Source organism: Sphingobium fuliginis, from assembly GCF_004152845.1.
GTDB classification, from domain to species: Bacteria; Pseudomonadota; Alphaproteobacteria; order Sphingomonadales; family Sphingomonadaceae; genus Sphingobium; species Sphingobium fuliginis.
In genome coordinates, this window is record NZ_SEON01000002.1 from 194,164 (window position 1) to 220,932 (window position 26,769).

Below are 26,769 nucleotides of genomic sequence, written 5' to 3' on the forward strand. Positions count from 1 at the left end.
TTCAGCCAGCCAGCAGATCGCCATAGCGCGCCGGGCGGTGGGTCCGCCCCAGACGCCGCACCACCCGGTCGATGCTGTCGAGCAGGGCGGGCACATGCGCGTCGCCCGGATGCACCGCGACCCGCGCGACCGGCGCATGGCGCAGGACAGGCGGCAACAGCCGCGCCGCCAGCAGGGAGGATGCGATGCGCGCCCGGCTGCGGCTGGCCCAGGTGATGACCGGTCCACGGGCCAATATCCTGCCCGATGGCGGATGCCACACCTTCATATGATCCTCCGCCAAGGCGAATCCGCACCGGCCAAGCGCGGCGCGCGCAGGGCTGCCGTAAAGCCAGGCGGGCGCGACGAAGCCCGCCACCGGCAGGCCCGTGACCTGTTCGATCAGATCGCGGCCGTCAGTCATCCGCCGTGCAGCGGTCGCCCCGTCCAGACCCAGAAACTCGCCCTCCCCGGCGGTCATGCGCCGCGCCTTGAACCGATCCAGGGCATTGTCATGGGTCGCCATGTCCCTGTGGAACCATCCATGGGCGAACATGCTGACGCCGGCCTCCGCCCAGCCACGCAGCCGCGTCGCGAAGGGCGATCCGGGCAACAGCGGGTGCGCGCCCCAATGATTGGGCACCACCAGCATCGCGAGCGCGCCGGGCGCGGCATGCATCGAAAGCCGATCCAGCAGTCGATCGACTTCACCCTCGAAACATGGACCAACATCATGAAGGGAAAGAAGAAGTCGTTTCATGACAGGTCCACACCCCCAGCACGCCTGCGCCTATCGAGCGCCGCTATGATGCCGGGTGATGACCTGCCTGTGACAATTTGCGCCATATCCGCCTTTCGCCCTCATCGGGAAGACGCCATCGCCGCCAAGGACCGCAGTTGCTGCATGAATATTTTTCTCGCCCGGCGACAACTGCGGTGTTGCTCTGCCGGCATCGTCGTTGCGCCACAGGAGAAGAAGCTGTGCGCATTCCGACATGGACTTTCCGCATGATCGCCGTCGCCGCACTGATCGCGGCGGCGCCTCCGGCTGACACGCGCGCCCTCCCGCCGCCGCCCGTCCCCATCGGCTTCGATGGCGCCCTGTCGGTCATGACCTATAATGTCCATGGCCTGCCCTGGCCGCTGGCCTGGGGGCGCGAAGCCGATTTCGACCGCATCGCAACGACGCTGCGCGACATGCGCGCGGAGGGACGCAATCCCCATGTCGTGCTGTTGCAGGAAGCCTTTACCGACGATGCGAGGGCGATCGGACGGGCGGCCGGCTATGCCTATGTCGCGGACGGCCCGGACGACCGGACGACGAACGATGCGCGACCGGCGGTCACGGAGCAGCGCTTCGTCGCCGGCGAGAGCCCGCTCCACGGCGAGGGCATCGGCAAATATGTCGGCAGCGGCCTGCAGATCCTGTCCGACTTTCCCATCGTCGCCGTCCACCGCATGGCCTTTCCGCGCTTCGCCTGTGCCGGGTTCGACTGCCTGGCGAACAAGGGCGCCCTGCTGGTGCGGATCAGCCTTCCCGGCCAGCCCGGGCCGATCGATATAGTCACTACGCATCTCAACAGCCGTCGCGCCTCCGACGTGCCGGATGCCCGCTCCAACCATGCCCACAGCCTTCAGATCGCCAGCCTCACCGCCTTCATCCGCCAATGGCACGACCCTCACGACCCGCTGATCGTCGGCGGCGATTTCAATGCAGGCCAGGCGGTCGAGCGGCGCGTCGACCTTATGGACCATGCGGCGCGGGACTGGAGCTTCGGCACGCCCATGGACAATGCCTATGCCGCTGCCGAAGGGTTGCACCTGCCCTTCTCCGCCGATGCCCGCCTGTCGGAACGGCGCGCCCGCGACTGGGAGTTTTTCGCGTCGGGCCGGCAGATGACTCTGACGCTGCGCCGGATCGACATTCCCTTCGGCCATGGGGCGGACGGCGCCATGCTTTCAGACCATGTCGGCTATACCGCCACCTATGCGCTAGAGCCAATCGACATTCAGCCCTGACGGCCTGCAAATGACGCCTTTCCGTGCTTCCGGTGCTCACCTACTTTGAGTAGGCTGCGCTCCGGGTCACGGAAAACCACCATTTTACCTTCGGTGGCCTTCGGCTCGGCTCGTCATCTTCTGAATGCCGATTGGCTCCAGGGCGAAGGCCGGTCACCAGTTTTTCGTGAGCCCGACCGCCCATTGCCGCGGCCGCAGCGGCGTATATTGCGTGCCCCTGGCGAGCGCGAAGGGATTGCCGAAGGCGAAGCTGTCCGCCTTGCAGTCCAGCAGATTGCTGCCCGACAGCCGGATGCTCCAATCCTTCCGGCGCAGCGCCAGATCGGCATTCGCCAGCGCATAGTCGCCCATCCGCCGGTCGAGGCCCGGATCGAAACTGAGACGGGAAGGACCGAGATAGGCAAGGTTCACGCCCATGCTGCCGCTCCAGCCGGACAGATCGAAATGGCGGTTCACCCCCAGCCGCGCCTTCCAGTCGGGAACGACAGGCAAATGCCGGTCCTCCAGCCGCAAGCCCTCGTTCGTGCGGGTCAACAGCGCGCTCTGCCCGACCAGCCCGGCGCTGATCGCCCATCCGGCCGCCGGTTTCCAGTCCACCGACGCCTCGACCCCCCGGATGCGGGCATCGCCGACATTGCGCGTACCGATCAACCCGTCGGCCAGCAGATAATCCGACTGCATATGCGACCATGTCGTCAGGAAGGCGTCGAGATTGACCGTCAGCCAGGCGGAGGCCGAATGCCGCCAGCCCATCTCGACCGTCTGCAGCTCGTCGGATTCGAACCGCTCGGCCGAAGCGGCGCCGGTCCGGCTAAGGCCTCCGGGCCGCAGCGCACCGGCATAGCGCGCATAGAAGAAATCATGCACGCCCGCCTGCCAGGACAGGGCCAGCGAAGGCGTAAAGCCGCTGCGCGCAACCGACGCCTCGATCCGTGCGTGGCGCGCGCCCTGCTCCTCCTCTATGCGGGAATGGAACAGGCGGCCGCCGACGCTGAGCGACAGCGCCCCGGTCAGCGGCATGCGCATGTCGCCGAAAGCCGAAAATTCGACCACGCCCTGTATGCCGGTCCCGACCGTCTCATCCCGCACCCCCCGGACCACGCCGGAAAGATGGTTGCGCACATCCACGAAGGAGAGACCCGCCAGCCAGGACAGACCGTCATCCCGCGTCTGCGACAGACGCACTTCCTGGTCGAACAGGCGATTGCGGCGCTGCTCCAGATAAAGCGCCGGGGCAGCAATGCCGAAGGCGGAGGCGGAAAGATCGCTCGCATCCAGCGTGCTCGATACGTCATGATCGACCCAGTTGCCGGCATAGACCAGGTTCGCGCCGCCCAGCTTTCCCGCGACGCGCAGCGCCATCAGGGCAAAATCATTGTCGTGCGGCTCGGCAGGCTGGGCGGGCCGCTCCAACGCATGGCGGGCATAGACATATTGGCTGTCGGCCACGTCCCGCATCTGGGCCATGCCGTTGAGATCGACGGTCCAGTCCCCCGCCAGCGCGCGCAACGCCACGCGCCCGCCGCGCAACTCACCCCGGTTCGCATCCCCCCGGCCCGCCGTGTCGATCCATCCCGGCTCGCGGACCGCATAGGCCACGGCGCGCAACGCCAGCCGGTCCGCCACGACCGGCAGGTTGACCATCGCCTCCGCGCTGCCGCCCATTTCGCCGTGGGTGGCCAGTGATGCGCCCATGCCCGCCATTGCCGCGAACGACCCCGCATCGGGCGGGCGCGTGACGATATGATAGACGCCCCCCAGCGTGCCGGTGCCGTAAAGCGACCCCTGCGGTCCCTTCAAAAGTTCCACGCGCTCGACATCGACCAGCTTCAGGTCGGGATCGGGCGCATTATAGGTGGCGCGCGCATCGTTGATCAGGATGGCGACGGTCGACTGGCTGTTTCCGTTGAAGGGACTGTCCGCCACGCCGCGGATGAACTGGCGATTGCGCCCCGGTCCCAGATTGGTGAGCGTCAGGCCGTCCAGCCGCTGCGCAACCTCCTCTGTGCCCGGAAGCAGCGCGCCGCCCTGCTCGCCGGGCGCCTGCACGATCGCGACCGAAATCGGCAGCCGGGCAAGAGGCTCCTCCCGCTTGGTGCCGGTGACGATGATATCCACCGACCCCTCCGGCGGAAGCGGAGGCGCTGGCCGGACGGGGTCGCGGCGCGATGCCGGCGGCGCGGCTTGCACCAGGCGATAGGCGGTGGGGGAGAGACGCCGCGCCTCCAGCCCCGTTCCCTCCAGCATCCGCGCCAGCGCCTGCTCCACCGTCATCCGCCCGTCGACGTGGCGCGACCGAAGGCCGGGCAGGCGGCCTTCGAAGCCGATCGCTATCCCGGTCTGCCGCGACAGCGCCGTCAGCGCCTCGGCCAGCGGCGCGGGTTCGACATGGATCGGCCGCTCCTGCGCCCCGACGCTAGCGGGCGCCAGCGCGCAGCAGCACAGCGCCGCCCTGATGCACGGTGCGAAGGTCCATGAACTGCGCGACTTCCCCGACAAGGCCCGATCCGTCCCCCACGATCAACACACCGGAAAATGGCCGGTCGGCAACATCGGCCCCGACCCTGACAGGCACCCCTGCATAGCGGCTGAGATCGGACGCCACCAGAGAGAGCGGCACAGCCTCATAGACCAGCCGTCCCTGCCGCCAGCTGCCGACGGTGCCGGGCGATACGGCGCTGGTCGCGCCGCGATGCGTCAGCCGATCGACCAGCAGTTGCCGCCCGGCCGGCAATGGGATCGCATCCCCGCCATCGCGCGGCGCGATGCTGATCCTGCCCTCCGCCACGGCCACCCGCATCGTCCGGGCGTCGGCCAATATGTCGAAACGCGTGCCGATGTCGCTGATCCGCTGCCCGCCCGCCTCGATCGTCATCGTCCGCCCGGGCCGGTGAGGAATGTCGAACAGGGCGCTGCCCTCCAGCGCCAGCCGGTCCTGCGCAGCGCCCTCCACGCGCAAATGGCTGGAGGCGGCAAGCGCGATCCGGGAGCCGTCCTTGAGCAGGATGGTGCGCCCCTGCCCCGGCCCGGTGCGATAGTCCGCCGGTTGCGGCGCGGGCGATCGCAAGGCGGGAATGGCGACGGCAAGCGCGAGCGCCGCCGCGACTCCACCGCCCACCCACCGCCGTCGCCGGCGCGGCGCCTCCGCCGCGATGGCCGGACCCGGCATGTCCACCGGCGGCACCAGCGCCGCCAGCGTCGCACGATGCTCGACGATACGGGCATCGACCAGCGCAATGGAATCGAACGCGGTTCGATGCGCGGGATCGGCCTCCAGCCACAGCGTAAAGCCGTCCCAGTCGAAATCCGCGTCATCCTGCGCGCGGTGCCAGGCGATCGCCTGGTCGAGGATCGTCTCCGTCATGGCCCTATCCCACCAAAGCCGGTCCCATCGAAGCTCGCCCGTTCGGGGCGCCGCCTCCCGCTCATGCTCCTGTGTCCCGCTGTGACGCCATCATGCCCGCTCCGCCTCAGTCCTCGCTCAGGGCCCGGCGCAGATATTTCATCGCGACCGCCATATGTTTCTCGACCCCGCTCCTGCTGATCCCCAGCCGCTGCGCCACCTCGTCATGCGACAGCCCCTCCAGCTTGTGCAACTGGAAGGCGCGTCGCGCCCCGGCAGGCAGGTTGGCGATCGCGGAAGCAAGCCGCGCCACCTCCTCCCGCTCGGTCATCTGCGCCAGCGCATCGGCGTTCGGATCGGCGGGATCGGCATGCCGCAGGTCCACGCCGGCGGCCATCTCCATCCAACCCTGCTCCCGCACCGCGCGCCGCCGCGCCTCCCGCAGGCGGTCCAGCACCAGATTCTGCGCGACCCGATAGAGATAGGCGCGCCCATTGGCGACAGGACCGCTTCGGCCCTGACCGACCCGCAGCCATATGTCCTGCAGAATATCCTCGGCCTCCGCCGCACTGCCGGTGCGCGCCAGCAGAAAGCGCAGCAGTTCGGCGCGGCAGCTATGATAGACAGTCTCCAGCCCGCCTTCCATCCTTGGGCGCCTTTCCGATCCGATGCCCCTCCTTCGCCCCTCCCGCAGCATTGCGCAATTTAATTGGCTGTAATCTTCTGCCCCACCTGCCCGGCAAGGGTAGCAGACCGTTGGGCCGATCATCATTGATCGAGCACAATCCGTTGCATGCGGAAGAGGCGACAGCGTCGATTCAGTTGCCGCGCCCGGTTCAGGGATCAGGAAAGCGTCCCATGCTCCCTCCTCATCCTCCGCGACCCGTCGCCTGACTTCGGGATATGGTTGTGCGCCACGAGCGCATTTGCCATAGCGGCGACGGGTGTTCGCTTCGGCTGTCGGGCGGGCAGGTTGATAGCCGTTGGTCGGGCCGCCAGCGGGCTGATGACTTGCCGGGAGTTTTCTCGATGGCCCTCTTGCGTGTGAAGCCGCTCAGCGCCCTGCGCCAGTTTCTCAAAGGACAGGCCTCCGGCGGCATCATTCTCATGGTCGCGGCCGCGCTGGCGATGCTGATCGCCAATTCACCCCTCGGTCGGGCTTATGAACATCTGCTGCACAGCCGGATTGGCCCATTGTCCCTGCATCACTGGGTCAATGACGGGCTGATGGCGGTCTTCTTCCTGCTCGTCGGGCTGGAGATCAAGCGGGAGGTGATGGACGGGCAACTCTCCACCTGGCCCCGTCGAATATTGCCCGGCATTGCGGCGGCGGGCGGCATGGCGGTGCCCGCGCTCGTCTATCTGGCGTTCAACGGCGGTGCGACCGCGCGGGGATGGGCGATCCCGGCGGCGACGGACATCGCCTTCGCACTGGGCGTGATCGCGCTGTTGGGCAACCGCGTTCCCATTTCCTTGCGCGTCTTCCTCACCGCGCTCGCCATCATCGACGATCTTGGCGCGGTCGTCATCATCGCCTTCTTCTACACGGCAAAACTCTCGCTGATCGACCTCGGCGGCGCGGCGGCCGTCACCATCCTGTTGTTCGCGCTCAATCGTTCCGGCGTGCGCCGGCTCATTCCCTATCTGCTCATCGGCACGCTATTGTGGCTCTTCGTCCTGCGCTCGGGCATCCATGCGACATTGGCGGGCGTGATCCTCGCCTTCGCCATTCCGCTGCAAGGGACGCCCCGCAAACCGGATCTGGAGGAACATAGCCCACTCCATCGACTCGAACATCTGCTGCACTGGCCGGTGGGCTTCCTGATCGTGCCGCTCTTCGGGCTGGTGAATGCGGGCGTTCCCCTTCTCGGCCTTCGGGCGGAGGCCCTTGTCGCGCCGGTCACGCTGGGCGTCGGGCTAGGCCTGCTGGTCGGCAAGGTGGTGGGTGTGTTCGGCGCATCGATGCTCGCCATCCGGCTCGGCATGGCCGACATGCCTGCTCATGCGGGCCGCCTCCAGATGCTGGGCACGGCGCTCCTGTGCGGGATCGGGTTCACGATGAGCCTGTTCATCACGCTTCTCGCCTTTTCGAACGACGCGATGCTCCAGGCCGAAGCCAAGATCGGCATTCTCGCCGGCTCCCTGCTTTCCGGCTTGCTTGGCTATCTGCTGCTGCGGGTCGCCAAGGGAGACACGCCGGACCGCATGGAGGCTTGAAGCACAGCCGTGTCGCGGCCAAGGCCCGTTCCGTCAATCCGACCCGATCAGCGGTTCCGGCCCCACATAGCGAGCACGGGGCCGGATCAGTTTGCCCGTCCGGTTTTGTTCAACGGCATGGGCGATCCAGCCTGCGCTGCGCGCTGTCGCGAACAGGGCAAAGGGCGCCTGGGCAGGCAGGCCGCAGGACAGGCAGATAGCCATCATGGCGAAGTCGATATTGGGTTCGACATCGGCCAGATCCTTCGCCGCTGCCCGCAATGCCGCCAGCGAGGCGGGCAGTTCGAAGCCGTCGAGCAGCGCTTTCGCCCTTATGTCGCCCTGCGGATAGAGTGGATGGCCGAAACCCGGCAGGGACCGCCCCTCAACCAGCCGCGCGTGGACAGCGTCCCGCGCGCCATGCAGCTCAGCCTCCACAGCGAAACGCCGCGCCATGGCGCTCATGCCGCCATGGCGCGGGCCGGAAAGCGTCGAAAGGCCGGAAAGGACAGCGGCGGCCAGCGCGGCGCCGGTCGATGCGGTCACGCGCGCCGCGAAAGTGGAGGCGTTCAATTCATGATCGGCGACCAATATCAGCATGCGGCGGATGATGTCGGCCGTCGCGCCATGGGGGTCGGCGCCCCAACTGTTCGCCAGCCGCTGATGGATCGGGCCAGGCAGGACAGCGCCAGCGGCCGCATCCGCGACGAGGTCCAGCAGCAGCGCCGCTTCGGCAGCAATCATACCGTCGCTCGACCCCAGCATCGGCGGCGAGGCCGCGGCACGCCCCGCCAGCATCTGGTAGAGGCGATGGTGGAGATCGACATGGTCGGGCGGTGGGGTTCGCTCCATGTTGTCGGCGCCGGGTTGGTCTTCGCCGAGCAGCAGGCGAGCGACGGCTTCGAGCGGCCGATCCTCCGCTAGTCCGACGGCATCATGGCCGCGATAGAAGAAACGGCCGGCGCGCACCGTGGTGATCGCCGAACTCAGGACGGGCTCGCCCCAGGCGATGGCGGCGGACGCCACATCCGCCAGCTTGCGGCTGCGCCCGTTGCGGACGGCGAGTTCATCCACATCGGTCGCACGATACAAGCTGCGGCGCGCGTCCGCTGGATGGGCACGCACCTGAACATGCCCGCGGCTGACATAGGCATAGAGCGTCTGCGCGCGAACGCCCAGGCGCAACTGCGCCTCCTCGGCGGATATCCAATCGCCCTCTTTCATATTGATTATATTTATCAAGATTGACCGATCAATGTCGATGGGGGCTTTTCCGGGCAAGCGAATATCCGGGAGACCGCCATGTCGAACACGCTTTTGGAAGCCTTTGAACGCCAATCTCATGCCTGCGCGACGCTGGGTGCGCCGTTCAGCGCGGCTGTGCTGGAACGCGCGGGCAGGGCCATCATCCCGGGCGGGATAGTGTCGCATCTGCTGGCGGACTGGAGCGGGGTTCCGGCCGATCGACTGGTGCGCGATGCCGTCGCGCTCCGGCTGCTGGCGAGCCTGCATTATCTGGTGCTGAGCGGGCAAGCGCCCGCTCTGGCAGCCTGCTACCCGCCTGCGGCAGAGGATCCGGAACAGGCTTGGGTGACGGCGGAGCAGGTGCTGATCGACCATGCCGGGCCGGTGGCCGCCATTCTGACACATGAGCCGCAGACCAATGAGGTGCGGCGCTCGGCATGCCTGCTGGGCGGGTTCCTGACGATCGAGCGCGAGGCCGGGCTCCCGCTACGCTGCTTTGAACTGGGCGCGAGCGCGGGGCTGAACAGCCTGTGGGATGCGTTTCGCTATGAGATCGGCGGGACGATCTGGGGCGATCCGGCCAGTTCCGTGATTGTCTCAAGCCGATGGGAAGGAGCGGCACCCTCGCTGGACCGGGACTTGATCGTGGCGGAGCGGCATGCCTGCGACCGTCGCCCGATCGACATCCGGCAGACGGCCGATGCCACCCGTCTGCTGTCCTATTGCTGGGCTGAGCAGCGGGAGAGAATGGAACGCCTGCAGGCGGCGGTCGCGCTGGGTCAAAGCGGTTCGCTGGTGGTCGAGGCCGAGAATGCAGCGCGTTTCGTGCAGCGCGCGGCACCTAAGACTGGCTTCGCGACGGTCGTGTTCCACTCGGTGGTCTGGCAATATATCCTGCCGGTCGAGCAGGCGCAAATCCTTGCGACGTTGGAGAGCCATGCCGCTGCCGCGACGGCCGATGCGCCGTTCTTCTGGCTCCGGATGGAACTGAATGAGACCGCGCGGCAGTTCGAACTGCGGCTATGGTCGGGGCCGGGGCACGACCGGCTGCTGGCTGTCGTCCATCCCCATGGTGAATATGCCGTCTGGCAGTAATGAGCCATAGAAACAGACGAAACAACGCGCTATTCCTAATTTTCGGTCCTCGGGTCCGGACGGTCAGCTATTTCATGCCACGCCCCTCAAGATGACCTTTGACCGATGCGGCCGGAGATCGGCGTCGATCAGGCGCCGAAGTGCCGATGTTCGATCATGTCGGTGATCTTGTTCGCGAGTTCGGTCATCACAAATGGTTTGGTGATAACCTCCATGCCCCTCTCAAGATGCCCGTTGCCGACAGCGGCATTCTCCGCGAACCCGGTTACGAAAAGCACCTTCAGGTCCGGGCGACCGACGCGGGCCGCGTCGGCGATCTGTCGGCCGTTCATGCCTCCGGGTAATCCGACATCGGTGATGAGCAGGTCGACCCGGACGTCGGACTGAAGGATTTTCAACCCTGAGGGGCCATCTTCGGCTTCGAGCGCGACATATCCAGCGTCTTCGAGCACCTCTACTATGAGCATGCGAACGGTCGGTTCGTCGTCGATCACGAGCACGGTTTCCCCGGCGCCCGTTTCCGGAATCGGCGATTCCGCCGCCGCGGCATCGTCCGCGACATCGCCGGAGTAGCGGGGCAGATAGAGGCACATCGTCGTTCCCTGCCCCGCTTCGCTGTAGACGCGAACCTGGCCGCCGGACTGTCGCACGAAACCATGGATCATGGAAAGACCCAGACCCGTGCCCTGACCGATCGGCTTGGTCGTGAAGAACGGATCGAATATCCGGTCGGCGATGTCTTTCGGTATGCCTGTCCCCGTGTCGGTGACGCACACCGAGATATACTGCCCCGGCGGCAGGTCGCGTTCCCGCCCGGCGCGATTGTCCAGCCACTTGTTCGCGGTCTCGATCGTCAGTTTGCCGCCGTCGGGCATGGCGTCGCGAGCGTTGATGGCGAGATTGAGGAGCGCGCTTTCGAGCTGGACGGTGTCGATCCTGGTTGGCCAGAGGCCCGCCGCGCCGACGACCTCGACCTTGATGGCCGGGCCGACGGTGCGGGCGATGAGGTCCTCCATGCCGAAGACCAGCCGGTTCACGTCGGTCGGTTTGGGATCGAGGGTCTGGCGACGAGAGAAGGCGAGGAGCCGCTGGGTCAGCGCCGCGGCGCGCCGGGCGGAGGTCTGCGCACCGTTGATGAAGCGTTCGATACCCTCGGTCCGGCCTTCGGAAATGCGCCTTTCGATGATTTCCAGGCTGCCGATGATGCCTGCCAACAGGTTATTGAAGTCGTGGGCGATCCCGCCGGTGAGTTGTCCTATCGCCTCCATCTTCTGCGACTGGCGCAGCGCCTCTTCCGCTTCCGCGCGTTTGCGGATTTCGGCCTCGACCTGTTCTTCCAGCCGCTCGTTAAGCTGGTGCAACCTGTCCTCGGTCGCCTTCCGCTCGGTAATGTCGATCACGGTCCCGACAAACCGCGTTCCCTGGTCGGTATCGAAGAGCGCGCGGCCGTTCGCGGAAATCCACCGCTGCCGTCCGTCCTCGATACCGATGGTGCGATATTCTATGTCGTAGCGGCCCATGCCCTCGGGATCGATCGCTCGCCGGACGGCCTCATCCGCGCGCTCCCGGTCGTCCGGATGAATTCCCGCGATGAAGGAGCCCGCATAGGTGACTGCCGCCTCCGGGGATAAACCGAAGAGTTGCTTGCACCGAACATCCCACCGAAGTTCGTTCGAGGCGGGGTGGTAGTCCCAGGTGCCGATTTCAGCCGCTTCCGTGGCCAGCCGCAAGCGCGCCTCGCTGTCGGCCAGCTCGCTCTCCGCCTTCCGCCGTTGTGTGAGTTCGCGTTCGAGCGCCTGAAACAGCCTGGCATTATCGATTGCGACGGCCGCCTCGGCCGCCAGGCCTTCCAGGCCCCGTTCCGACCGATCGTCGAAGACGCCGATATCGGCATGGCCGAAGAACAGGCCCCCGATCACCTCTCCGCTACGCGAAATGACCGGCACGGCCAGATAGCTGCGCACGGGCAGATGTCCCTCGGGCATGCCCTTGCGTGGCGCATTCTGCCCGTAACGCGGGTCCCTGGTTATATCGTCGGAGCGAACGATCCCTTCGCCTGAGAAGGTCGGCGCGAACACCGATGTGTTGCGCGGCATCGGAAATTTGGAGAAGGCCTCGGCCGGCGCCCCGGACAGGGTGTAGAGCATGTAGCTCTCCCCGGCCTCATTCTCGACATTGTAGAAGAAGGCGCCGAATTCGGCGCCGGTCAGTTCGACCCCCGCATCGGTGACGATCTGGACGAGTTCCTGAAGATCGGTCTTGGCCGCCAGCGCGGAGCCGGCCCGATTGAGTATCTCCAGCGCGCGCCGCTCTTCGGAGATCGCCTCCTGCGCTTCCCTGCTTTTCGTGCGGTCGTGCAAAATCTTCGTGAATCCGACCACGGAACCGGCCTGATCGCGGATCGGCGACATTTCGCCTACGGCCCATATCTGCGATCCGTCGCGGCAAATGCGCCAACCTTCCGTTCCGCCGCCACGGCCGACGGTCAGCGCGTCGGTCATCTCTTGTCGGAGCGCCGAGGCGCCCTCTCCGGGGGGGAACAGGCGCTCCAGCGTCTCACCCAGAACCTCAGAGGCGGTCCAGCCCAGCATCCGGGACGCGCCCTCGTTCCAACTCGTCACCCGGCCTTCGAGATCGGTGGTGACGATCGCCGTGCCAACCGCGCCATCGACGATCTGGCGCCATTCGTCAGCGCTGATCGCGCGCGACGGTTCTGGCTTTTTCATCGACCCCCCGGGAAAAATTCTTCTGATGCCGGACGCAAACGCAAAACGCCCGAACTGGTTGCAGACGGGACGGTCGGACCGGGCCGATAATCTCGATCGAAGACTCATGGCAACCAGATCGCCGGTGAAGATTTATTGCGATGTTGAAACTGATTTGAGGTAGCCCGTGGCCGACAAGGATGGCGCAGAAGCGCCCGTCAATCCCAACGAAGCGACCGGCGAGCCAGCCGGCGATCTGGAAGACACCAGCTCCTATAGTCCGACAGGCGCCCGACCGACGCATCACTGGAAGCGGTCGACCGTGGCGGAACCTGGGCTCGACCAGCGCGGTACGGTGTTCTTCGCTGCCTTGCAGATGACGCGGATGCCGATGATCCTTACCGATCCGCGCCAGGACGACAATCCCATCGTCTTCGCCAACAAAGCGTTTCTCGATCTGACAGGCTATGAGGAAAGCGAAGTCGTCGGCCGCAATTGCCGTTTCCTGCAGGGGGCCGACACCGACAGGGAAACCGTCCGCGCCCTTCGCGAAGCCGTAAGGGCGCAGGAAGCGATTTCCACCGAAATCCTGAACTATCGCCGCGACGGCAGTCCCTTCTGGAACGCGGTGTTCGTGGCGCCCGTCTATGACGACGACGGCACGCTCCTCTATTTCTTCGCCAGCCAGCTTGACGTCACGCGTCGGCGCTCCTCTGAACAGGCTTTTCGTCAGGCGCAGAAGATGGAGGCGATCGGACAACTGACTGCCGGCCTGGCGCATGATTTCAACAACCTGCTGCAGGTGGTGACAGGCAATCTCGACATCGTGCTCGGAGACGATCTGAACGATGCCCAGCGACGGATGCTGGGCAATGCTGCCCGCGCTGCCGAGCGCGGCGCGAGGCTGACGCGCCAGTTGCTTGCCTTCGCGCGCAAGACCCGGCTCGAGCCGCGCCGGATCAACATGAACGAGCTGATCCACGAATTCGGCGATTTGATCGACAATACCGTGGGGCCGCAGATCAGGCTGGTCACCGCGCTGGAGCGCCGGCTCCCGGCGGTGCAGATCGACCCCACGCATCTTGAGATGGCGGTGCTCAACATCCTGATCAACGCCCGCGACGCGATGCCGGGCGGCGGCACCGTGACGATCGCGACCGAGCTTTGGAAGCTGAACGGCAACGCGGCGGCGCATGGCCTTCCCGAAGGGGATTATGTCGTGTTGAGCATCCGCGACGAAGGCCATGGCATGAGCGCCGAGGTTCGCCAACGCGCCACCGAACCGTTCTTCAGCACCAAGGGCAAGGAGCGCGGCACCGGCCTTGGCCTGGCAATGGTCCACGGCTTTGTGCAGCAGTCGCTCGGCCGTCTGGAAATCGACTCCGAGCCGGGGCAGGGAACGACGATGCGGCTGCTCTTTCCCGTCGCGCCGCCCGAAGAGGTCGTGTCCGGCCCCGTGCGGCCCATGCCAGCGCCGGCGATTTCGGGCGAAGCCGGAGGACAGACGATCCTGCTGGTCGAAGACAGTGACGATGTCCGCGCGCTGGCGAGCGAGCAACTGGCTGCGATCGGGTACCGGGTCATTCCTGTCGCAAGCGGCGAGGAAGCCCTCCTGAAGCTTGAGAATATCAAGGTCGACCTGCTCTTCACCGATATGGTCATGCCGGGTGGCATGAGCGGCCTGGAACTGGTCGAGAAGTTCAACGAACTATATCCGGAAACGCCAGTGCTTATGACCACGGGCTATAATGAGGATCTGGTCGCCGACATCCCGCGCGGCACGCGGCTCGACGTGATCGGCAAGCCCTATCGCCGCGAGGAGCTGGCGGATCGCGTAAGGACGGCTCTGTCACGCCGCACCGTCGTCAGGCGGGAGGAAAGTCCGTTTGGCGCAAAGGAGGGGTGATGGGCTGAATCCCCACACGCCCTAGGATGCTGATTTAAACGCTTGTGGCACTCCTATTGGATAGGACGGTATACTCAGCTAGACAGCGACCATGCGGGGGCTGGACATTGCGATCGCGGGCTGCGGGCCGTGCGGACTGGCGGCGGCGCTGCTGCTTCATCGTGCCGGACATCATGTAACGCTGTTCGAACGCTTCGATACGCCTCGACCCATCGGGTCCGGCTTGATGCTCCAGCCCACGGGCATGGCGGTCTTGTTTCAATTGGGATTGCTGGAGGAGGCTCGGGCGCGGGGCGCGCGGGTCGATCGCCTTTTCGGCAAGGCGGGCAGGCGGATTGTCCTCGACGTCCATTATGCAGCCCTTCGCCACCGGGAAATGTTCGGCATTGGCATCCATCGTGCCAGCCTGTTCGCGATCCTGCATGACGCCGTCCTGCAGGCGGGAATCACCGTCCATACCGGCCGCACGCTGACGGGGAGCGCCCCGGTCGGGCTGAAGCGCGCGCTACATTTTGCCGATGGAGAGACGAGTGGCCCCTATGATCTCGTCGTCGATGCGCTGGGCACGCGCACAGCGCTGGCGCCGCCCACGGGTCGGGAACTGGCCTATGGCGCGCTTTGGGCAAGCCTCGACTGGCCGCAGACCGCCGCATTCGATCCCCACGCACTCGCACAGCGTTACGAGCGCGCCAGCATCATGGCGGGAGTCCTGCCCATCGGAACGCCGCCCGGTGCGACGATGCCCAAAGCTGCTTTCTTCTGGTCGCTCCGCGCGGACCGGCTGGACGATTGGCGCGAGACCGGGCTGGCGCCATGGAAGGCGCAGGTTGCCAAGCTATGGCCCGACTGCATGCCGCTGCTCGATCAGATTCATGATGCTGACCAACTGACCTTCGCCCGCTACGCCCATCGGACCCTTGCGGCTCCGGCGGAACCGGCGCTGATCCATATCGGCGATGCCTGGCACTCCGCCAGCCCTCAGCTGGGACAGGGCGCCAACATGGCGTTGCTCGACGCCTGGGCGCTGGCCAAGGGTCTAGCAAAGAAGGATAGTGTCGATGAAGGGATTCGGCACGCCATCGAACTGCGCCGTCGCCATGTGCTGACCTATCAATGGCTCACCGCACTGTTCACCCCGGTCTATCAATCGGACAGCCGTCTGCTGCCGTTGATTCGCGACCGCGTGGTCGGCCCCTTGTCCAAGCTCTGGCCGGCCACCGCCATACAGGCGGCGATGGTCAGCGGGCTGGTCGGCAATCCCCTGCCGCCACTGGGGCTGGATGGCGATTGGACGGTTGGGATGCCCTTGGCGGAGGCTGCATGAACGATGCGTCGAGCGATAGCGACGGCCCCATCATCGTATTCGACGCCATGTGCGTGCTCTGCTCCGCCAATGCCGCTTTCGTGCTGCGCCATGACCGCGCCGGTCGCTTTCGGCTCGCGTCCATGCAAGGTGACATTGGGGCCGCGCTCTACCGCCAGTTCGGGATCGACCCGGCCAATCCGGAAAGCTTGATCGTGGTGGAAGACGGCCGCGCCTTGCGGGACAGCGATGCGGTGCTGGCCATATGGGCGGGTCTGGACCGCCCCTGGGATGGGCTGGCGGCATTCCGTATCGTTCCGCGCTGGCTGCGCGATCCCGTCTATCGCTGGATTGCGCGCCATCGTTATCGGCTGTTCGGGAAGCGGTCGACCTGTTGGATCCCGACAACGGAACAGGCCCGCCGCATCCTGTGAGCCGGATCTTGCTCCTTGGCGGCTATGGCGGCTTTGGCGGGCGCATCGCGCGGCGTCTCGCCGCTGCAGGGCATGAGGTGCTGGTCGCTGGACGGTCCATCGACAAGGCCCGCGCCTTTTGCGGGGATGCGCCCAGCCTGATGCCGCTGGCACTGGATCGCAGTCGGATCGCCACCGCATTGGAGGAGCATAGGCCGGACATGGTGGTGGATGCCTCAGGCCCCTTTCAGGCGATGGATCATGCCATCCCCAAAGCCTGCATTGCTGCCGGGGTTCACTATGTCGACATCGCCGACAGCCGCGATTTTGTGTGCGGCATCGGGGCGCTGGACGATGCCGCCAGAGCCGCAGGCGTCATCCTCCTCTCCGGCGCTTCGAGCGTGCCGGCGCTGTCGGGCGCGGCGGTGCGTCATCTGGCGCAAGGCATGGACAGGGTGCGCGCGGTCGAGATGGCGATCAGCGCATCCAACAAGGCGACGGCAGGTCCGGCGGTTTCCGCCGCCATAGCAGGACAGGTCGGCCAGCCCCTGCGCATCTGGCGCGGTCAGCACTGGGCGAAAGCCTTCGGATGGCAGGAGATGCGTTCCGTCCAGTTCCGATGCGCGGGAACGGAGGCGATCACAGGTCGCAAGGTCGCGCTTGTCGATGTGCCCGACCTCGCCCTTCTGCCCGAAAGGCTGGCGGGACGCCCGGCCGTCACCTTCCGGGCGGGTACGGAACTCCGGTTCCAGAATTGGGCGCTCTGGCTCGCCAGCTGGCTGGTGCGTTGGCGGCTCGTCGCGACTCTCGCGCCGCTCGCGCGTTTCCTTCACCCTTTCCAATCCCTGACCCGGTCGCTGGGCAGCGATCGCTCCGCCATGATCGTGCGCCTGTTCGGTGACGTGGCTGGCCAAAAGGTCGAGCGCCGATGGACGCTGATCGCCGACCGGGGCGATGGCCCGGAAATACCGACATTGTCCGTGGTGCCCATCGTAGCGCGCATCCTGTCGGGACAGGAAGCCGCAGGCGCCCGCGATGCCGCAGAGGCGCTGACGCTGAGCGATTATGCCGATGCCTTCGAAAAGCTGGCCATCCAGCGCGATACGGCGGAACTGCCTGCTCCGCCGTCCCTGTATGACCGCATCATGGGTGACCGCTTCGGACAGCTCCCCCCGGAGGTGCGCGCCATTCATGATGTGTTTCGCGATGGCGGCGCAGCGGGCGAAGCCACGGTGACCGGCGCGTCGAACCCGGCCGCGGCATTGATCGCGCGGATCGTGGGCTTTCCCAAAGCCGGTACTCATCGCCTGTATGTTCATTTCCATGAAGCCGACGGCCGCGAAAGCTGGACCCGCAATTTTGGAGGGCGACGCTTTCAGAGCCATCTCAGCCAACGGGGCCGCTGGCTTGTCGAGCGCTTCGGCCCGTTCCGCTTCGCCTTCGATCTTCCCGGCGACGCTCAGGGATTGACCATGGTCATGCGGCGTTGGTGGATCGGTCCCCTGCCCTTGCCAACATGGCTTGCCCCGCGTTCGCCCGCCCGCGAATGGGCCGAAGGCGGGCGCTTCCATTTCGATGTGCCCATCGCATTGCCCCTGATCGGGCGGCTGGTCCATTATCGCGGATGGCTGGAACCGGCGACAATCCGATAGCAGGCCACGCTTTCGACCACTGGCTGCAATTTGGAACATCGATCCTGTGTGGACGGCCCTCCGTTGGCAAGGGTTTATGAACTTTGCCGAGCTGGTTGGTGCGGCCATGTGTCCGACCTGTTTATGCGGCTTTTGGATGCCGCTCGCCATAACGCCATTCGCGCGTCTCAGGCCCCGATCAAACGCATGGTGGGTCGGGTCAACGCCTCGCAGATCGCTTCCGCATCGGAACCGCGCCATTTGAGCCAGCTCCAGCGAGCGGCCGAAAAGTACCTCGTCATGTCGGAATATGTGGCTGGGGCGGCAGGATTCGAACCTGCGCATGGCGGTACCAAAAACCGCTGCCTTACCGCTTGGCTACGCCCCAGCATCGCCCGGACATCGCCGGCGCGGACCGCCATATAGCGCCTGTTGCGCGAAAGGAAAGCCTAGTCATTATTTTCCGGAACCGCCAATATGCGCGCGCCCTTTCCTCTCAGCCTGGAACCGACCGGCATGTCCGCGCCCCATTCCCCATCCCCCGTCCCGACATCCCAGATCGCGCCCGCTTCACCGCTTTTCCTGCGCGAGGATGAGATCCGGCGCGGCATAGAGATGCTCTATTTCGGCTATTCCGCGCTGACCCGCTCGATCGACGAAGGGCTCGCCGCGCAGGGGCTGGGCCGGGCGCATCACCGCGCCCTTTATTTCATCTCGCGCCAGCCCGACCTGACCGTCAAGGACCTGCTGCGCCTGCTCGCCATCACCAAGCAGTCGCTGGGCCGCGTGCTCAACGACCTGATCGAGCAGGGTTATATCGAAACCCGGCAAGGCGCCAGCGACCGGCGGCAGAAATTGCTGCGGCTGAGCCCAGCCGGCGTCGCGCTGGAGGCGGAGCTGTTCCGCGCCCTGCGGGAAAAGATGGCCGCCGCCTATGCCCAGGCGGGGCAGGGCTCCGTCACCGGCTTCTGGCGCGTGCTGGAGGGGCTGATCCCCGATCAGGACCGGTCCATGGTGTTCGGCCTGCGCGGCCGGTGAAGGATCGTTGCGCAACCTTATCGCCGCAGGGGCGCTTATCTGCTCTTTGTTGAAGGCAAGATAAGGGTGAACCCATGCGCACATCATTCTTGACCGCCATGTCGGCGCTGACCGTCCTCGGCGCATCGGCCTGTTCGGAAAAGGCGGCCGACAATCTGGAAAATGCCGGCTCCGCGATCGGCAGCGACGTCGGCAATACGGTCGACCGGGCGGGTGACAGGCTCGACCGCGGCCTGGACGAGGCGGGCAATGCGATAGACGAAGGTTCCGGCCGCCTCGGCGCGGCCATGGACAAGGCCTCCCGCGATGCGGAGCGGGAGGCGCGCGAAGCGAAGCGGGATGTCGGCGCGGCGATGGAACGCGCGGGCAGCGACATCCGCAACGACTGACGGCACGGAAAGGGACCTGGGAAAAGGATCGGAAAAAACGCCGCGCCCTGCCGACCGGACGGGAGCGGCGCTTGACCTGAGCGGCCATCCGCAGCACCAGCGACGGCATGCACGGCGCCGCACCCGAAACCCCCTCCCGGCTGATGATCGGGCGCCCGGAACTGGCGCTGATCGGCATCACCCTGCTGTGGGGCGGCACCTTCCTGATCGTGCATCAGGCGATGCGGCACAGCGGACCGCTGTTCTTCGTCGGACTGCGCTTCGGCACCGCCGCCCTGATCGCCCTCCCCCTCGCCCTGCCGGTCTTGCGCGGCGTCACGCGGCGGGAATGGCTGGCGGGGACGATGATCGGCTGCGGCATCTTCACCGGCTATACGCTCCAGACCTGGGGCCTGCGGACGATCCCCAGCAGCACCTCCGCCTTCATCACGGCGGCCTATGTGCCGCTGGTCCCCATCCTGCAATGGATCGTCCTGCGCAGGCGGCCGCGCCTCGCAAGCTGGATCGGCGTGGCGCTGGCCTTTGCGGGACTGCTGCTGATCGCCGCGCCGCGGGACGGGCTGTCGCTCGGCCGGGGGGAGGCGCTGACGCTCATCAGCACGCTCGCCATCGCGCTGGAGATCATCTTCATCAGCCTCTGGGCGGGCCGCGTCGATGTGGCGCGGGTGACGTTCATCCAGTTGGCGGTGACGTCCCTGCTCGCCTTCGCCTGCATGGTTCCGGCCGGAGAGGCCGTCCCGCCCATCAACTGGATCGTCATGCTGTCGGCCTGCGGGCTGGGCCTGATGACGGCGCTGATCCAGCTGGTGATGAACTGGGCGCAGCGCAGCGTGTCGGCCACCCGTGCAACGCTGATCTATGCCGGAGAGCCCGTCTGGGCGGGCCTGATCGGCTGGATCGCGGGCGACCGCCTGCCCGCCAGCGCCCTGCTGGGCGGCGCGCTGGTGGTCGCCGCCGTCATCGTCAGCGAAATCCGCTTCGGCAAGCCTTAGGGCGCGCCGGGAGCAGCCGACCCGCAGCCGATCCGATGCAGCCATAGCGGAATCCTCCGCAGCGGCGGGACGCTAAGAGCATCGTGCGCAAAAGCGGGAACCGGTTTTGCGCACGATGCGCGCGCGGCCTGCGCAGGATTTAACGCAGCGCGCTCTAGCGGCGGAACACCGGCGCGCGCTTCTCGAAGAAGGCGGCGAACGCCTCCTGCGCCTCGGCGGATTGCATCGTCTGCTGGAACAGGCGCGCCTCCTCCTCGATCCGCTGGTTCAGCGCCGCCGGATCGCCCTTCATCAGCCGGCGCGTGGCGGCAAGCGCCTGGGGCGGCTTGGTCATCAGCAACGCCGCCTTCTGCCGGGCATGGTCCAGCAGCGCGTCTGCCGGGACGATCGCCGTGACGAAACCCGCATGGTCGGCGGTCTGCGCATCCATCGGCTCGCCCAGAAGCAGCATCGACGCCGCCTTGGCATAGCCCAATATGGCCGGCGCCAGCAGGCTGGAGCCCGCCTCCGGCACGATCCCCAGATTGACGAAGGGCATGATGAACCGCACGTCGGGGCTCGCATAGACCAAGTCGCAATGGAACAGCATGGTCGTCCCCACTCCCACGGCCAGACCCTGCACGGCGGCGACCACCGGCTTGTCGAAGGCGGCGATGGCGCGGATGAAGGCGAAGGCCGCTTCCCCGCCCTGCGGACCGGACATGAAATCCTTAAGGTCGTTCCCCGCGCAGAAGGCGTCGCCCTTGCCCGCGAACAGCACGGCGCCGATCCCGTCCCGCGCGGATGCGTCGGCCAGCGCGGCGGTCATGGTGCGGTACATGTCGGCGGTCAGCGCATTCTTCTTTTCCGGCCGGTCGATGTGGATTTCGACGACGCCCTGATTTTCGACAATGGCTATCCCTTCGCTCACGACCGGAGTCTCCTTGCTGTTCTTCCGCCCTTGTCACGGATGTCGCCGTGTCGCGGGCCTCTTGGTTCGTCGCGACTGTTGGCGCATCGGCACGAGCGCGTCTATCCTTTTCCGTCCATCCTGCCTAAAGGCGACCCATGCAACGCCTGCGCGAGATACTGGACCCCTTCCTGCTGCTGCTGATCGGCACGGTGGCGCTCGCCTCCCTGCTGCCCGCCCGCGGGGAAGCCGCCGGCCTGGCCGGGGCGGCGGCCGATGCGGGCATCGTCCTGCTTTTCTTCCTGCACGGCGCCAAGCTGTCGCGGGAGGCGATCTGGAACGGCGCCCGGGCCTGGAAACTGCACCTGGCGACCCTGGGAACGACCTTCGCGGTCTTTCCCCTGATCGGCCTGGCGACTCAGCAGGCGGCGGCGATCCCGCCTTCGATGCGGGCGGGGCTGCTGTTCCTGACGCTGCTGCCCTCCACGGTGCAATCCTCGATCGCCTTCACCGCCATTGCGCGGGGCAATGTCGCGGCGGCGGTGGTCAGCGCATCCTTCTCCAACCTGCTGGGCATCGTCCTGACGCCGCTGCTGGTCGCGCTGACGATGGAGAAGAACGGAACGGGCGGCCTGATCTCGCTCTCTTCGGTCGAGGACATCGTGCTGCAACTGCTGCTGCCCTTCGTCATCGGCCACCTGTCCCGGCCATGGATCGGCGGCTTCGTCAGCCGGCACAAGGCGATGCTGGGGCGGGTGGATCGCGGATCGATCCTGCTGGTGGTCTATTCCGCCTTCAGCGCGGCGGTGGTGGAAGGATTGTGGCAGAAGGTGTCGCGCGGCGAATTGCTGCTGCTGGCCGCGATCTGCATCGCCATGCTGGTCGTCGTGCTGGTCTTCACCTTGCTGCTGGGACGGCTGCTCGGCCTGTCGCGGGAGGACGCGATCGTGCTGCAATTCTGCGGATCGAAGAAGAGCCTGGCGTCGGGCGTGCCCATCGCCGGGGTGCTGTTCCCCGCCAGTGCGGTGGGGCCGATCCTGCTGCCGGTCATGCTGTTCCACCAGATACAGTTGATGGCCTGCGCCTTCCTCGCCCGCCGCTACGGCGCGGCGGCGGATGCCGAAACCCGTCTGGCGGCGGCGGGCTGACGCGATGGGCCAGCCGATCCTGACCCCTGTCACCATGGATGCGTTCCTGGCCCAGATCGATGCGCTGGCCCGCGCGCTGGCGGCGTCGCAATGGCGGCCCGATTATCTGGTGGGCATCGGACGCGGCGGCCTGGTGCCCGCCACCTATCTCAGCCATGCGACCGGCCTCGCCATGCTGTCGGTCGACCTGTCGGCGAAGCTGCCCGATTTCGGAGAGGCGCTGCTGGCCGGCCTGGCGCAGCGCGTGGCGACAGGCGAAACGCTGCTGTTCGTCGACGACATCAACGACAGCGGACGGACGATCAATGCCGTGCGCAATGCCCTGGCGGCCGCTCCCGCCGCAGGGGTGCGCTTCGCGGTCCTGATCGACAATATCCGGTCCGCCGCCACGGTGGACTATCGCGCGGAAACGATCGACCGGGACGCGACGAAGGACTGGTTCGTCTTTCCGTGGGAGGCGGTGGCCAGCCGGGACAGCCTATTGGCCGACTGGGGCGAGGTGCCGGAAAGAACGGCTTAGGACAGGTCCGACCGCCGCCATTGCCGGAAAAACGAGGTTGTTATACATACGTAAAATCTATCGGCTGGGGTGGGGCGCGGGATAGTGGAGGAAGGCGGGCAACTGGCGGACCCGGATGCGGCATGGAGCCTGCCGGCATGGACCTATCGCGATCCCGAATTTTTCGAGCTGGAGCTGCGCCGGATATTCCGCCCCTCCTGGCAGATCGTGGCGCATGAAAGCGACATTCCCGCTCCCGGCGATTTCCGCACGCTGGACTATATCGGGGAAAGCGTCATCCTGATCCGGGGCGGGGACGGCGTCATCCGCGCCTTCGCCAATGTCTGCCGCCATCGCGGCGCGCGGATCGTGGACGCCGCCGCGGGCTGCGCCAGGAAGCTCACCTGCCCCTATCATGGCTGGACCTATGACGACCGGGGCCGCCTGACCGGGGTGCCGCTGAAGGCCGGCTACGACTTCGACCCCGCCCGCCATGGGCTCCACGCCGTGGAGGTCGAGGATTTCCACGGCTTTCTCTTCGTCAGGCTGGAGGATGACGGCGGCCCCGGCGTCGCGGAGATGATGGCGCCCCATGGTCAGGAGATCGCGGCCTATCGCTTCGCGGACTTGAGGGCCATGGGGCGCATGACGCTGCGGCCCCGCGCGGTGAACTGGAAGATCATCGGGGACAATTATTCGGACGGGCTGCATATCGCGGTCGCGCATCCCGGACTGCGGCGCCTGATGGGGGAGGGCTATCGGGTGGAAACCGGCGCCCATGCCGACCGGATGTGCGGGCCGATCCTCCGCCAGCCCTCCTCCAACCCGTCCGAGCGGGCCTATCAGCATTTCCTGCCGCGCATACCGCATCTGGGGGATGAGCGGCAGCGGCTTTGGACCTATTTCAGGCTGTGGCCCAATATCGCCTTCGACATATATCCCGACCAGGTGGACTTCATGCAGTGGCTGCCGCTGTCCCCCACCCGATCGCTGATCCGGGAGGTTCCCTATGCGATTCCTGACGAGCGGCGGGAAATGAAGGCCGCCCGCTACCTCAACTGGCGGATCAACCGGCGGGTGAATGCGGAGGACAGCGCCCTGCTGGACCGGGTGCAGGCGGGCCTTTCCTCGGAAAGCTTCACCGTCGGCCCCCTGTCGACGCAGGAGGTCGCGCTCCGCCATTTCTGCGCGCGGATGCGGCGGATCATTCCGCAGGCGCGGCTGCATCGCGCCCCGGCCCCGGGATGGAGCCGGGCGGCATGACCGGGGCCTATGACGCGGTCATCATCGGCGGCGGGCATAACGGGCTGGTCTGCGCCTTCTATCTGGCGCGGGCCGGCTACCGGGTGCGGATACTGGAACGGCGCGCTATCGTGGGCGGCGCCGCCGTGACGGAGGAGTTCCACCCAGGCTTCCGCAATTCGGTGGCAAGCTACACGGTCAGCCTGCTCCACCCCAAGGTGATAAGCGACATGCGGCTGGCCGAACATGGCTATCGCGTGCTCGAACGGCCGATCAGCAATTTCTTCCCCCAGCCGGACGGCCGCTATCTGAAGCTGGGCGGCGGGCTGGAGCGGACGCAGGCGGAATTCGCGAAGTTCAGCCAGAAAGACGCCGCCACCCTCCCCGCTTATTATGACGCGCTGGAGGTGGTGGCGGACCTGCTGCGCGACATGACGCTGAAGGCGCCGCCCAATGCGGGCGACGGGCTGGCGATGATCGCCGCCGCGCTCCGGCAGGGACGGCGAATGGGCAGCCTGACGCTGGAACAGCAGCGCGACGTGCTGGAACTGTTCACCCGCTCGGCACGCGGCTTCCTCGACGGCTGGTTCGAGAGCGAGGCGGTGAAGGCCGCCTTCGGCTTCGACGCGATCGTGGGCAACTATGCCTCCCCCGACGCGCCGGGCAGCGCCTATGTGCTGCTGCACCATGTCTTCGGGGAGGTGAACGGGAAGAAGGGCGCCTGGGGCCACAGCGTCGGCGGCATGGGCACGATCACCCGGATCATGGCGCAGGTGGTGCGTGGCCTCGGCGTGGAAATCAGCCTGGAGGCGCCGGTCGCATCCGTGCTGGTCGACGGCGCGCGCGCCGTGGGCGTCCGGCTGGAAAGCGGCGAGGAGGTGATGGGCAGGGCCGTCATCGCCAATGTCGGACCGAAACTGCTCTACGAGCGGCTGATGGACCCCGCCGACCTGCCGCCGGATTTCCTGAGGCGCATCCGCGGGTTCAAAACGGCGTCGGGCACCTTCCGCATGAATGTCGCGCTGTCGTCCCTGCCCGACTTCACCTGCCTGCCCGGCATGGGCGAACATCACCAGTCGGGCATCATCATCGCGCCCACGCTCGACTATATGGACCGCGCCTATATGGACGCGAAGCGCGAAGGCTGGTCGCGCGAGCCGATCGTGGAGATGCTGATCCCCTCGACCGTGGACGAAAGCCTCGCCCCGGCCGGCTGCCATGTGGCCAGCCTCTTCTGCCAGCAATTCGCGCCGGTCCTGCCCGACGGACGCCGTTGGGACGATGAGCGGGAGGCGGCGGCGGATCGCATCGTCGCCACGGTCGACGCCCATGCGCCCGGCTTCGCCCGATCGGTGATCGCGCGGGACATTCTCTCCCCGCTCGACCTCGAACGGAAATTCGGGCTGGTCGGCGGCGACATCATGCATGGCAACATGACCCTGGACCAGCTCTGGGCGGCGCGCCCGGTCCTGGGCCACGGCGCCTATCGCGGACCCCTGAAGGGCCTCTACATGTGCGGCGCGGGCACCCATCCGGGCGGCGGCGTGACCGGCGCGCCCGGCCACAATGCCGCGCGGGAGGTGATGAAGGACGGCGCGCTGCTGGGCCGCTGGCTCGGACGGGGCTGAACCTGCCGCGCAGGAAGGGGAGCATACTTGCCCTCTTCCCCACCCTCGCCTAAAGCGTCGGCTCATGCCCGACATCCCCGTTTCCTCCACCCAGTCCGATCTTGAAGGGGGCGACCTGACCGGCCGGGCGCTGTTCCCGCATCGGCATCTGCTCTCCATCGCGGACCTCAAGCCATGGGAAATCCGCTTCCTCCTCGATGAGGCGGAACATTGGGCCAGGAGCAACCGGGGCGGCGCGCGCAAGCATGACGACCGGCTGGCCGGCATGACCCAGATCAACGCCTTTTTCGAAAACAGCACGCGCACGCTGCTGTCCTTCGAGATCGCGGGCAAGCGCCTGGGCGCCGACGTCGTCAACATGCACGCCGGCCAGTCCAGCGTGAAGAAGGGCGAGACGCTGATCGACACCGCCATGACGCTCAACGCCATGGCCGCCGACGTGATCGTCATCCGCCACGCCAGCTCCGGCGCGGTCGCGCTGATCGCGGACAAGGTGGACTGCCCCGTGCTGAACGCGGGCGACGGCTGGCACCAGCATCCGACCCAGGCCCTGCTCGACGCCCTCACCATCCGCCGGCGCAAGGGCGGGTTCGAGGGGCTGATCGTCGCGATCTGCGGCGACGTGCTGCACAGCCGGGTGGCGCGCTCGAACATGCTCTGCCTCGCGGCCCTCGGCGCGCAGGTCCGCGCCGTCGCCCCGCCGACGCTGATGCCGCCGGAGGTCGAGATGCTGGGCGCGACGCCCTACACCCGCATGGACGAAGGGCTGGAGGGCGCGGACGTCGTCATGATGCTGCGGCTCCAGAATGAACGGATGGACGGCGCCTTCATCCCCTCCCCGCGCGAATATCACATGCTCTACGGACTGACGCCGGAACGGCTGGCCATCGCCAGACCCGACGCGCTGGTGATGCACCCCGGCCCGATGAACCGGGGCGTGGAGATCGCCAGCGTCGTCGCCGATCACCCGCAACGCTCCGCCATCACGGAACAGGTGGAAATGGGCGTCGCCATCCGCATGGCCTGCCTGGACGTGCTGACCAGAGGCGCGCGCGGCGTGGAGGGTTGGGCATGACGAGCCCCTCTCTCGTCATCCCCGCCCGTTCCTT

At 66.6% G+C, this 26,769-nt stretch carries 23 protein-coding genes and 1 tRNA gene; 16 read left to right on the forward strand and 8 right to left on the reverse strand.

Going from position 1 to position 26,769, the window contains the following annotated elements; translation table 11 throughout:
- Position 1: 1 nt before the first annotated feature.
- A complete protein-coding gene (locus tag EWH10_RS05845) occupies positions 2-739 on the reverse strand; it encodes a polysaccharide deacetylase family protein (RefSeq protein WP_044661695.1) in 738 nt (245 codons plus the stop codon).
- Between EWH10_RS05845 and EWH10_RS21665 the strand changes: the two genes are divergently transcribed.
- The gene (locus EWH10_RS21665) at positions 653-991 is read left to right on the forward strand and encodes a hypothetical protein (protein ID WP_165363317.1); all 339 of its coding nucleotides are present in this window, start codon (positions 653-655) and stop codon (positions 989-991) included. The genes EWH10_RS05845 and EWH10_RS21665 overlap by 87 nt on opposite strands.
- Entirely contained in the window at positions 988-1,998 is a 1,011-nt protein-coding gene (locus EWH10_RS05850) for an endonuclease/exonuclease/phosphatase family protein (protein ID WP_044661694.1), read from the forward strand. Before EWH10_RS21665 ends, EWH10_RS05850 begins: the two co-directional genes overlap by 4 nt.
- A 153-nt stretch (positions 1,999-2,151) precedes the next feature.
- Here the strand turns inward: EWH10_RS05850 and EWH10_RS05855 are convergent, their stop codons facing one another.
- The 3 genes from EWH10_RS05855 to EWH10_RS05865 all read right to left on the reverse strand — a co-directional run bounded on the left by EWH10_RS05855 (position 2,152) and on the right by EWH10_RS05865 (position 5,987).
- Positions 2,152-4,497 (reverse strand): TonB-dependent receptor, encoded by a 2,346-nt coding sequence (locus EWH10_RS05855; RefSeq protein WP_052628211.1) that lies wholly within the window; start codon positions 4,495-4,497, stop codon positions 2,152-2,154.
- Entirely contained in the window at positions 4,415-5,362 is a 948-nt protein-coding gene (locus EWH10_RS05860) for a FecR family protein (RefSeq protein ID WP_044661693.1), read from the reverse strand. Before EWH10_RS05860 ends, EWH10_RS05855 begins: the two co-directional genes overlap by 83 nt.
- A 106-nt stretch (positions 5,363-5,468) precedes the next feature.
- The gene (locus EWH10_RS05865) at positions 5,469-5,987 is read right to left on the reverse strand and encodes an RNA polymerase sigma factor (RefSeq protein WP_044661692.1); all 519 of its coding nucleotides are present in this window, start codon (positions 5,985-5,987) and stop codon (positions 5,469-5,471) included.
- 383 nt (positions 5,988-6,370) lie between these two features.
- Between EWH10_RS05865 and nhaA the strand changes: the two genes are divergently transcribed.
- Complete coding sequence (gene nhaA, locus EWH10_RS05870; RefSeq protein ID WP_044661691.1) at positions 6,371-7,558, forward strand: Na+/H+ antiporter NhaA; 1,188 nt, start codon at positions 6,371-6,373, stop codon at positions 7,556-7,558.
- A gap of 33 nt (positions 7,559-7,591) precedes the next feature.
- Here nhaA and EWH10_RS05875 read toward each other — a convergent pair whose 3' ends face one another.
- Positions 7,592-8,761 (reverse strand): citrate synthase, encoded by a 1,170-nt coding sequence (locus EWH10_RS05875; RefSeq protein ID WP_044661690.1) that lies wholly within the window; start codon positions 8,759-8,761, stop codon positions 7,592-7,594.
- A gap of 78 nt (positions 8,762-8,839) precedes the next feature.
- Here EWH10_RS05875 and EWH10_RS05880 point away from each other — a divergent pair, with 78 nt between their 5' ends.
- Positions 8,840-9,877 carry a DUF2332 domain-containing protein gene (locus EWH10_RS05880; RefSeq protein ID WP_044661689.1) on the forward strand — a complete coding sequence of 346 codons (1,038 nt, stop codon included), beginning with the start codon at positions 8,840-8,842 and terminating at the stop codon, positions 9,875-9,877.
- 128 nt (positions 9,878-10,005) lie between these two features.
- On the opposite strand, the gene EWH10_RS05885 is transcribed toward EWH10_RS05880, so the two are convergent.
- Positions 10,006-12,603 (reverse strand): PAS domain S-box protein, encoded by a 2,598-nt coding sequence (locus EWH10_RS05885; RefSeq protein ID WP_044661688.1) that lies wholly within the window; start codon positions 12,601-12,603, stop codon positions 10,006-10,008.
- A gap of 166 nt (positions 12,604-12,769) precedes the next feature.
- On the opposite strand from EWH10_RS05885, the gene EWH10_RS05890 reads away from it, so the two are divergent.
- The 4 genes from EWH10_RS05890 (at position 12,770) to EWH10_RS05905 (ending at position 17,856) form a co-directional block, all read left to right on the forward strand.
- A complete protein-coding gene (locus EWH10_RS05890) occupies positions 12,770-14,488 on the forward strand; it encodes a histidine kinase famiy protein (protein ID WP_044661687.1) in 1,719 nt (572 codons plus the stop codon).
- 91 nt (positions 14,489-14,579) lie between these two features.
- Positions 14,580-15,812 (forward strand): FAD-dependent oxidoreductase, encoded by a 1,233-nt coding sequence (locus EWH10_RS05895; RefSeq protein ID WP_044661686.1) that lies wholly within the window; start codon positions 14,580-14,582, stop codon positions 15,810-15,812.
- On the forward strand, positions 15,809-16,225 hold the full coding sequence (locus EWH10_RS05900) for a thiol-disulfide oxidoreductase DCC family protein (RefSeq protein ID WP_044661685.1): 417 nt from the start codon (positions 15,809-15,811) through the stop codon (positions 16,223-16,225). The genes EWH10_RS05895 and EWH10_RS05900 overlap by 4 nt, the downstream gene beginning before the upstream one ends.
- Complete coding sequence (locus tag EWH10_RS05905; protein ID WP_044661684.1) at positions 16,222-17,856, forward strand: saccharopine dehydrogenase family protein; 1,635 nt, start codon at positions 16,222-16,224, stop codon at positions 17,854-17,856. Before EWH10_RS05900 ends, EWH10_RS05905 begins: the two co-directional genes overlap by 4 nt.
- Positions 17,857-18,148: 292 nt before the next feature.
- Here the strand turns inward: EWH10_RS05905 and EWH10_RS05910 are convergent.
- Positions 18,149-18,223, reverse strand: a tRNA-Gln gene (locus EWH10_RS05910).
- Between the two features lie 128 nt (positions 18,224-18,351).
- Here EWH10_RS05910 and EWH10_RS05915 point away from each other — a divergent pair.
- The 3 genes from EWH10_RS05915 to EWH10_RS05925 all read left to right on the forward strand — a co-directional run bounded on the left by EWH10_RS05915 (position 18,352) and on the right by EWH10_RS05925 (position 20,254).
- Positions 18,352-18,873 (forward strand): MarR family winged helix-turn-helix transcriptional regulator, encoded by a 522-nt coding sequence (locus tag EWH10_RS05915; RefSeq protein WP_025550834.1) that lies wholly within the window; start codon positions 18,352-18,354, stop codon positions 18,871-18,873.
- A 74-nt stretch (positions 18,874-18,947) separates the two neighbouring features.
- The gene (locus EWH10_RS05920) at positions 18,948-19,262 is read left to right on the forward strand and encodes a hypothetical protein (protein ID WP_044661683.1); all 315 of its coding nucleotides are present in this window, start codon (positions 18,948-18,950) and stop codon (positions 19,260-19,262) included.
- A gap of 107 nt (positions 19,263-19,369) precedes the next feature.
- Positions 19,370-20,254: a DMT family transporter gene (locus EWH10_RS05925; protein ID WP_025550836.1), complete on the forward strand. Its 885-nt coding sequence runs from the start codon at positions 19,370-19,372 to the stop codon at positions 20,252-20,254.
- Positions 20,255-20,408: 154 nt separating this feature from the next.
- Here the strand turns inward: EWH10_RS05925 and EWH10_RS05930 are convergent, their stop codons facing one another.
- Positions 20,409-21,164, reverse strand: a complete 756-nt coding sequence (locus EWH10_RS05930) for an enoyl-CoA hydratase-related protein (protein WP_025550838.1) — start codon at positions 21,162-21,164, stop codon at positions 20,409-20,411.
- A 137-nt stretch (positions 21,165-21,301) separates the two neighbouring features.
- On the opposite strand from EWH10_RS05930, the gene EWH10_RS05935 reads away from it, so the two are divergent.
- The 5 genes from EWH10_RS05935 (at position 21,302) to EWH10_RS05955 (ending at position 26,735) form a co-directional block, all read left to right on the forward strand.
- Positions 21,302-22,291: a bile acid:sodium symporter family protein gene (locus EWH10_RS05935; RefSeq protein ID WP_044661682.1), complete on the forward strand. Its 990-nt coding sequence runs from the start codon at positions 21,302-21,304 to the stop codon at positions 22,289-22,291.
- Positions 22,292-22,295: 4 nt separating this feature from the next.
- Positions 22,296-22,811 carry a phosphoribosyltransferase gene (locus EWH10_RS05940; protein WP_044661681.1) on the forward strand — a complete coding sequence of 172 codons (516 nt, stop codon included), beginning with the start codon at positions 22,296-22,298 and terminating at the stop codon, positions 22,809-22,811.
- A 69-nt stretch (positions 22,812-22,880) separates the two neighbouring features.
- Positions 22,881-24,053 (forward strand): aromatic ring-hydroxylating oxygenase subunit alpha, encoded by a 1,173-nt coding sequence (locus EWH10_RS05945; protein ID WP_371873078.1) that lies wholly within the window; start codon positions 22,881-22,883, stop codon positions 24,051-24,053.
- Positions 24,050-25,660 carry a phytoene desaturase family protein gene (locus EWH10_RS05950; protein WP_044663050.1) on the forward strand — a complete coding sequence of 537 codons (1,611 nt, stop codon included), beginning with the start codon at positions 24,050-24,052 and terminating at the stop codon, positions 25,658-25,660. Before EWH10_RS05945 ends, EWH10_RS05950 begins: the two co-directional genes overlap by 4 nt.
- Before the next feature lie 64 nt (positions 25,661-25,724).
- Positions 25,725-26,735, forward strand: a complete 1,011-nt coding sequence (locus tag EWH10_RS05955) for an aspartate carbamoyltransferase catalytic subunit (protein WP_025550847.1) — start codon at positions 25,725-25,727, stop codon at positions 26,733-26,735.
- The last annotated feature ends 34 nt before the right edge of the window (positions 26,736-26,769 follow it).